General features: G+C 65.1%; 7 protein-coding genes. All 7 read left to right on the plus strand.

Going from position 1 to position 7,548, the window contains the following annotated elements; genetic code table 11:
* Positions 1-803 (plus strand): UDP-N-acetylglucosamine--N-acetylmuramyl-(pentapeptide) pyrophosphoryl-undecaprenol N-acetylglucosamine transferase (locus EN745_RS25035; protein WP_145992123.1); only part of this gene is annotated, 803 nt, incomplete at its 5' end.
* Positions 800-2,206: a UDP-N-acetylmuramate--L-alanine ligase gene (gene murC, locus EN745_RS25040; RefSeq protein ID WP_127406056.1), complete on the plus strand. Its 1,407-nt coding sequence runs from the start codon at positions 800-802 to the stop codon at positions 2,204-2,206. The genes EN745_RS25035 and murC, both read left to right, overlap by 4 nt.
* A complete protein-coding gene (gene murB / locus EN745_RS25045; RefSeq protein WP_126053900.1) occupies positions 2,203-3,168 on the plus strand; it encodes a UDP-N-acetylmuramate dehydrogenase in 966 nt (321 codons plus the stop codon). The genes murC and murB overlap by 4 nt, the downstream gene beginning before the upstream one ends.
* A 367-nt stretch (positions 3,169-3,535) precedes the next feature.
* Positions 3,536-4,462 carry a D-alanine--D-alanine ligase gene (locus tag EN745_RS25050; RefSeq protein ID WP_127400268.1) on the plus strand — a complete coding sequence of 309 codons (927 nt, stop codon included), beginning with the start codon at positions 3,536-3,538 and terminating at the stop codon, positions 4,460-4,462.
* Positions 4,450-5,388 (plus strand): cell division protein FtsQ/DivIB, encoded by a 939-nt coding sequence (locus tag EN745_RS25055; RefSeq protein WP_126053901.1) that lies wholly within the window; start codon positions 4,450-4,452, stop codon positions 5,386-5,388. Before EN745_RS25050 ends, EN745_RS25055 begins: the two co-directional genes overlap by 13 nt.
* Positions 5,385-6,692 carry a cell division protein FtsA gene (gene ftsA, locus EN745_RS25060; RefSeq protein WP_126053902.1) on the plus strand — a complete coding sequence of 436 codons (1,308 nt, stop codon included), beginning with the start codon at positions 5,385-5,387 and terminating at the stop codon, positions 6,690-6,692. The genes EN745_RS25055 and ftsA overlap by 4 nt, the downstream gene beginning before the upstream one ends.
* Positions 6,693-6,760: 68 nt before the next feature.
* Positions 6,761-7,548: cell division protein FtsZ (gene ftsZ / locus EN745_RS25065; protein ID WP_127422508.1), on the plus strand; the 788-nt coding region annotated here is incomplete at its 3' end.

Raw genomic sequence — 7,548 nt, forward strand, 5'->3', positions numbered from 1 at the left:
ATGCCGCGACACGGCGCAGGGCGCCGTCGCTGATCCATGAGCAGAACGCGGTGATGGGCCGCGCCAACAGGGCGCTGGCCGGCCGCGTCGACGCCATCGCCGGCGGTTTCCTGCCGGAGGACGAAAGTGCTGCCGGCGCCAAGACGGTGACCACCGGCAATCCGGTCAGGCCGCAGATCCTGGAGGCGGCAAAGACGCCTTATGTGGCTTCGACCGGCGATGAGCCATTCCGCTTCCTGGTGTTCGGCGGGAGCCAGGGCGCGCAGTTCTTCTCCGACGCCGTGCCCGCGGCAATCGGGCTTCTGCCGGAGGCCGAGCGCAAGCGGCTGATGATCACGCAGCAGGCGCGCGCCGAGGACGTGGCGCGGGTCAAGGCGGCCTATGCGTCGCTGGGCGTCGAGGCGCAGGTGTCGCCGTTCTTCACCGACATGGCGGCGCGGATGGCGGCGTCGCACCTGGTGATGTCGCGCTCCGGCGCCTCGACCGTGTCGGAGATCGCCGTCATCGGCCGGCCGGCGCTGCTGGTGCCCTATCCGCACGCGCTCGACCACGACCAGGCGGCGAATGCGGCCGCCCTTGCGGCGGCCGGTGGGGCGGAGGTGCATCCGCAATCCACGCTTTCCCCCGAGCGCATCGCCACGCTGGTCGCCGGGCTGATTCAGGACCCGGATCGGCTGTCGGCCATGGCCGCGGCCGCCCAGTCGGCCGGAAAACCGAACGCGGCGCGGTTGCTCGCCGATCTGACAGAGGCTATTGCGTCGAAAAAAACCGTTTCGGACTTCAGGAAGGGGACGCAAGCATGAAGATGCCGCAGACGATCGGCCTTGTGCATTTCATCGGCATCGGCGGCATCGGTATGAGCGGCATTGCCGAGGTGCTGCACAATCTCGGCTACAAGGTGCAGGGCTCCGACCAGGCCGACGGCGCCAATGTGCAGCGGCTGCGCGACAAGGGCATCGAGTGTTTCGTCGGCCACAAGGCGGAAAACCTTGGCGATGCCGAGGTGGTTGTCGTCTCGACCGCGATCAAGAAATCCAACCCCGAGCTCAAGGCCGCGCGCGAGAAGCTGCTGCCTGTCGTGCGCCGCGCCGAGATGCTGGCCGAACTGATGCGCTTCCGCCAGGCGGTTGCGATCGGCGGCACGCACGGCAAGACGACGACCACCTCGATGGTGGCGACACTGCTCGAAGCGGGCGGGCTCGACCCGACCGTGATCAATGGCGGTATCATCAACGCCTATGGCACCAACGCCCGCATGGGCGACGGTGAATGGATGGTGGTCGAGGCCGACGAGAGCGACGGCACCTTCCTGAAGCTGCCGGCCGACATCGCCGTCGTCACCAACATCGATCCCGAGCATCTCGACCATTACGGCAGCTTCGACAAGGTGCGCGAGGCGTTTCGCCAGTTCGTCGAGAACGTGCCGTTCTACGGCTTCGGCGTGATGTGCACCGATCATCCCGAGGTGCAGGCGCTGGTCGGCCGCATCGAGGACCGGCGCGTCATCACCTATGGCGAGAACGCGCAGGCCGACGTGCGCTTCACCAATCACCGCATGGATGGTGCCGCCTCCGAGTTCGACGTCGTCATCCGCGACCGCAAGACGGGAGGCCAGACGACGATTGCCGATCTGCGTCTGCCGATGCCCGGCCGCCACAACGTCTCCAACGCGACCGCCGCGATCGCGGTCGCGCATGAGCTTGGCCTCACCGCCGAGGCGATCAAGAAGGGCCTGTCGTCCTTCGCCGGCGTCAAGCGGCGCTTCACTCATACCGGCTCGTGGAACGGCGTCGAGATCTTCGACGATTACGGCCACCATCCGGTCGAGATCACGGCGGTGCTGAAGGCCGCGCGCAGCGCCACCAAAGGCCGCGTCATCGCTATTGCGCAGCCGCATCGCTACACCCGGCTGCACGATCTGTTCAACGAGTTCTCGGTCTGCTTCAACGACGCCGACACAGTGATGGTGGCGCCGGTCTATGCGGCAGGCGAAGAGCCGATCGAAGGCGTCACTTCGGATGCGCTGGTGTCGCGCATCCGCGCCGGCGGTCATCGCGACGCGCGCAATATTGAGGGCCCGGCGGCGATCGCGCCGATCATCCGCGAACTGGCCAAGCCGGGCGACTTCGTCGTCTTCCTCGGCGCCGGCAACATCACGCAATGGGCCTATGCTTTGCCCAAGGAACTCGGCGGGACGGCCTCATGATGCGCGGCCAGGCCCTGATCGAAAAGCTTGGCGACCGGCTGGCCGGCCTGCGCGGCCGCGTCACGCCCAACGCCGAGATGGACAAGATCACCTGGTTTCGCGCCGGCGGCCTGGCGGACGCGCTGTTCCAGCCGGCTGACGAGGAGGACCTCGCCGCCTTCCTACGCGCCGTGCCGGAGGAAATCCCGCTGACCGTCGTCGGCGTCGGCTCGAACCTCCTGGTGCGCGACGGCGGCATTCCAGGTTTCGTCATCCGGCTTTCGGCCAAGGGCTTTGGCGAGGCGGAAGTCGTTTCGCCGACCACAATCAGGGCCGGCGCCGCAACGCCCGACAAGCGCCTCGCGGCCGTCGCCTACGAGGCGGGGATCGGCGGCTTCCATTTCTACCACGGCATTCCCGGCGCCGTCGGCGGTGCACTGAGGATGAACGCCGGTGCCAATGGCGTCGAGACGCGCGAACGCGTCGTCGAGGTGCGGGCGCTCGACCGCAAGGGCAATCTTCACACGCTCAGCAATGCCGACATGGGCTATGCCTATCGGCATTCGGCGGCACCTTCGGGGCTGATCTTCACCTCGGCGCTGTTCGAGGGGCATCCGGAAGACCAGGCGACGATCAAGGCGGCGATGGACGCGGTGCAGAACCATCGCGAGACGGTGCAGCCGATCCGCGAGAAGACCGGCGGCTCGACGTTCAAGAATCCGGAGGGCACCTCGGCCTGGAAGGAGATCGACAAGGCCGGCTGCCGTGGCTTGATGATCGGCGGCGCGCAGATGTCGCCGATGCATTGCAATTTCATGATCAACACCGGCACCGCGACCGGCTACGACCTCGAATATCTCGGCGAGACCGTGCGCGCGCGGGTGCTCGAGAATTCGGGCGTCCGGCTGCATTGGGAAATCAAGCGCCTCGGCGATTTCCGGTCCGGCCATGCGGTTCAGGAATTCCTGGGGCAACTCCTCTAAGGCGTGCCGGCGCTCAGGCGATGCCGGCCTGAGCTGGAACTCAGCGCACCTCCAGGGTGTGGCGAAGTTCAAGTAATACATGAACTTCGGCGATCCGTAACGGCCCAGGGACCGTTGCCCCAAAGACTCTACGACACACTTTTCGCAACTGTTTTCGCGGAAAGTGAATCTCTCGGAATCTTAAGGACTTGCCAGCGAATCAACTCTCTGATTCTCTGGCCTCAAGCGTTTCCTGATTTGAGTCGTTCGACGCGTCGGTCGCGTTTTCCGTCTGGGGGGCAACCTGCCGGAAGACTCGGACTCACCGTGCGGGAATGCTGGTGTGGAAATGTCAGTCGCGGCCCGCCGTGAGAGGGGATGACGGGAGATGAAGAACAAGCATGTGGCCGTCCTGCTCGGTGGTTTTTCGTCGGAGCGGCCCGTGTCCCTGTCCTCGGGGAAGGCATGTGCGGATGCGCTCGAGAATGAAGGCTATCGCGTCACCCGGGTCGACGTTGCGCGCGATGTCGGCTCCGTGCTTGTCGCGCTCAAGCCTGACGTTGCCTTCAATGCGCTGCACGGTCCGTTCGGTGAGGACGGCACCATTCAGGGTGTCCTCGAATATCTCGAAATCCCCTACACGCATTCCGGCGTGCTTGCCTCGGCGCTGGCCATGAACAAGGAGCAGGCCAAGAAAGTCGCCAAGGCAGCCGGCATCCTGGTGGCGGAATCGAAGGTGGCCAACCGCTTCGCCATCCAGAACAAGCATCCGATGAAGCCGCCCTACGTGGTCAAGCCGGTCAACGAAGGATCGAGCTTCGGCGTCGTCATCGTGCATGAAGGGCAGTCGCATCCGCCGCAGGTCATCGGCTCGTCCGAATGGAAATATGGCGACACCGTCATGGTCGAGCGCTACATCCATGGGCGTGAGCTGACCTGCGCGGTGATGGGCGATGTGGCGCTCGGCGTCTGCGAGATCATTCCGACCGGCCATTCCTTCTACGATTACGATTCGAAATACGTGGCGGGCGGATCAAAACACGAAACCCCTGCTAAAATTTCACCGAATATTTACCAAAAAATACAGACACTGGCGCTTAAGGCTCACCAAGCTATCGGTTGCCGGGGCGTTTCCCGGTCGGACTTCCGTTACGACGACCGTCACTCCGAAAACGGCGAGGTTGTCTGGCTCGAGATCAACACCCAGCCGGGCATGACGCCGACGTCTCTGGTGCCTGAAATCGCCGCACAAGCGGGGCATTCGTTCGGCGAACTGTTGAGTTGGATGGTGGAGGACGCTTCGTGTCTGCGTTGAGGTGGGGACAGGGCAAGGGGGCGGGCGCCGGGCCGGCGCTGTTCGGTCTGCCGTTGTCGTTCGACCATTTCGTGTTGCCGCGCATGTTTCGCCGGCCGGTGCGCGTCCTGGCGCGCCTCGGCGGTGGTGAATTCACCGCCCCGCCTTTCTCCGCTGCGATCCTTTCGGCTGTGCTGATTGGGTCCGGCAGCGCCTACGGCGCCTATCTTGGCGGGCAGATCGACGGCGTCGTTCAGGGCATCACGGCGCGCACCGGTTTCGCAGTCGATCAGATCAAGGTGGTTGGCAACCGCGAGACCTCCGAGATCGACATACTGGACCGGCTCGAGCTTGACGGCTGGACCTCGCTGATCGGATTCGATGCCGAGGCCGCGCGCGAGCGGATCAGGACGCTACCCTGGGTCGAGGTCGCGGCGGTACGCAAGGTCTATCCGCATACGCTGGAAGTGCGCGTCGAGGAGCGTGAGCCTTTCGCGCTCTGGCAGCAGGGCAATTCGCTTTCGGTCATCGAGCGCGACGGCCAGGTCATCGCCCCGTTCTCAGGCGGCAAGCAGGCGCTGCTGCCGCTGATCATCGGCACCGGCGCGCCAGCCACGGCGCCGGACTTCCTTGCCAAGGTGAAGCGCTATCCCGAGCTTGCGGCGCGAGTCAAAGGCTATATCCGCGTCGGCGAGCGGCGCTGGGACCTGAAGCTGGAGAACGGCATCACGGTTAAGTTGCCGGAAGACGGCGAAGACCAGGCGATCGCCGAACTGGTCAGGATGGACCGCGACAACGGCCTTCTGACGCGCGACATCGCAGCCGTCGACATGCGCCTGTCCGACCGCCTCGTCGTGCAGTTGACGCCGGAGGCGGCGACGCAGCGCGAGGCCACGCTCAACGAAAAGCCGCAGAATCTGAAGCGCAAGCCGGAGACGAAGATATGAGCTGGCTTGGCGGCAACAGCGACGCCTCCTCGCGCCGGTCCGGCACGCTGACGGTGCTCGACGTCGGCTCGAGCAAGGTTTGCTGTGTGGTGGCGAAGCTGAAGCCGCGTGAGGACGGCAAGCTTTTGCGCGGGCGCTCGCATCGCATCCAGGTGATCGGCATCGGCCACCAGAAATCGCAAGGCGTGAAGTCGGGCGTGGTCGTCGATCTCGACCGCGCCGAGCATGCCATCCGTCTGGCCGTCGACGCCGCTGAGCGCATGGCCGGGCTGACGGTGGATTCGCTGATCGTCAACATGACCGCCGGAAGGCTGAAGAGCGAGACCTTCTCGGCCACGATCAATCTCGGCGGCCATCAGGCCGACGAGGCCGACATCAAGCGCGTGCTTGCCGCCGGTGCCAAGCAGGCGTTGAAGGCCGAGCGTGAGGTGATCCATTCGCTTCCAGTCGGCTTCTCGCTCGACGCCGAGCGCGGCGTGCGCGATCCACGCGGCATGGTCGGCGACACGCTGGGCGTCGACATGCATGTGCTGACAGGCGATTCCGCGCCGCTGCGCAACCTGGAGCTCTGCATCAACCGTTCGCATCTCTCGGTCGAGCGCATGGTGGCAACCCCCTATGCCAGTGGACTTGCCGCACTCGTCGACGATGAGCTCGAGATGGGCGCCGCCTGCATCGACATGGGTGGCGGTACGACGACGATCTCAGTGTTCGCGGAAGGCAAGTTCGTTCATGGCGACGCCATCGCTATCGGCGGCAATCATGTAACGCTCGACATGGCCAAGGGCCTGTCGACCTCTCTCGATGCCGCCGAGCGGCTGAAGGTGATGCACGGTTCGGCGCTGCCCGGCAGCGCGGACGATCGCGACCTCGTCTCGATTCAGCCGATCGGCGAGGAAGGCGAGGTGCCCTTGCAGATACCGCGCTCGATGATGACGCGCATCATTCGCGCCCGTATCGACGAGACGCTGGAGCTTTTGCGCGACCGGCTGAACAAGTCCGGCTACGGCAATGCCGTCGGCAAGCGCGTTGTGCTCACCGGCGGCGCCAGCCAGCTTTCCGGTCTGCCGGAAGCAGCGCGCCGCATCCTCGGCCGCAATGTGCGCATCGGCCGCCCGCTCGGCGTGGCGGGCCTGCCGGAGGCGGCCAAGGGGCCGGCGTTCTCGACCCCGGTCGGGCTTTTGATCTATCCGCAGATGGCGAGCTTCGAGAGCCATTCGGTGAAAGGAATTTCCGGTCTCAGGATGACTGGAACGGGTGGAAAACTGCATCGCATGAGTCAGTGGTTGAGAGACAGTTTCTAAAATTGACGGGGACAGCCCCATAGGCGGCCGCAGCGGCGAAGCGGCGGGAAAGGCAAAGGACGGAGACAATGACCATCAATCTGCAAAAGCCGGACATCACCGAGCTGAAGCCACGCATCACCGTGTTTGGTGTAGGCGGCGGCGGCGGCAATGCGGTCAACAACATGATCACCGCCGGCTTGCGCGGTGTCGAGTTCGTGGTGGCGAACACCGATGCGCAGGCGCTGACCATGTCGAAGGCGGAACGGCTGATCCAGCTTGGCGCGCATGTCACCGAGGGTCTCGGCGCCGGCTCGCAGCCGGAGGTCGGCCGCGCGGCGGCGGAGGAATGCATCGATGAGATCATCGATCACCTCTCCAATACCCATATGTGCTTCGTCACCGCCGGCATGGGCGGCGGCACCGGCACCGGCGCTGCCCCGGTAGTCGCCCGCGCCGCGCGCGAGAAGGGCATTCTCACCGTCGGCGTCGTCACCAAGCCGTTCCACTTCGAGGGCCAGCGCCGCATGAAGACGGCCGACTTGGGCATCGAGGAACTGCAGAAATGCGTCGACACGCTCATCGTCATCCCCAACCAGAACCTGTTTAGGCTGGCCAACGACAAGACCACCTTCGCTGATGCCTTCGCCATGGCCGACCAGGTGCTCTACTCGGGTGTCGCCTGCATCACCGACCTGATGGTCAAGGAAGGCCTGATCAACCTCGACTTCGCCGACGTCCGCTCGGTGATGCGCGAGATGGGCAAGGCGATGATGGGCACGGGCGAAGCTTCGGGCGAGGGCCGCGCCATGGCCGCCGCCGAGGCAGCGATCGCCAACCCGCTGCTCGACGAGACCTCGATGAAGGGCGCCAAGGG

The organism is Mesorhizobium sp. M4A.F.Ca.ET.022.05.2.1, from assembly GCF_003998845.1.
Lineage (GTDB): Bacteria > Pseudomonadota > Alphaproteobacteria > Rhizobiales > Rhizobiaceae > Mesorhizobium.

Bases quoted from the DNA above. Each gene is read 5' to 3' on its own strand.
- EN745_RS25050 (WP_127400268.1), top strand. From the start codon at position 3,536: ATGAAGAACAAGCATGTGGCCGTCCTGCTCGGTGGTTTTTCGTCGGAG.
- murC (WP_127406056.1), top strand. From the start codon at position 800: ATGAAGATGCCGCAGACGATCGGCCTTGTGCATTTCATCGGCATCGGC.
- murB (WP_126053900.1), top strand. From the start codon at position 2,203: ATGATGCGCGGCCAGGCCCTGATCGAAAAGCTTGGCGACCGGCTGGCC.
- ftsA (WP_126053902.1), top strand. From the start codon at position 5,385: ATGAGCTGGCTTGGCGGCAACAGCGACGCCTCCTCGCGCCGGTCCGGC.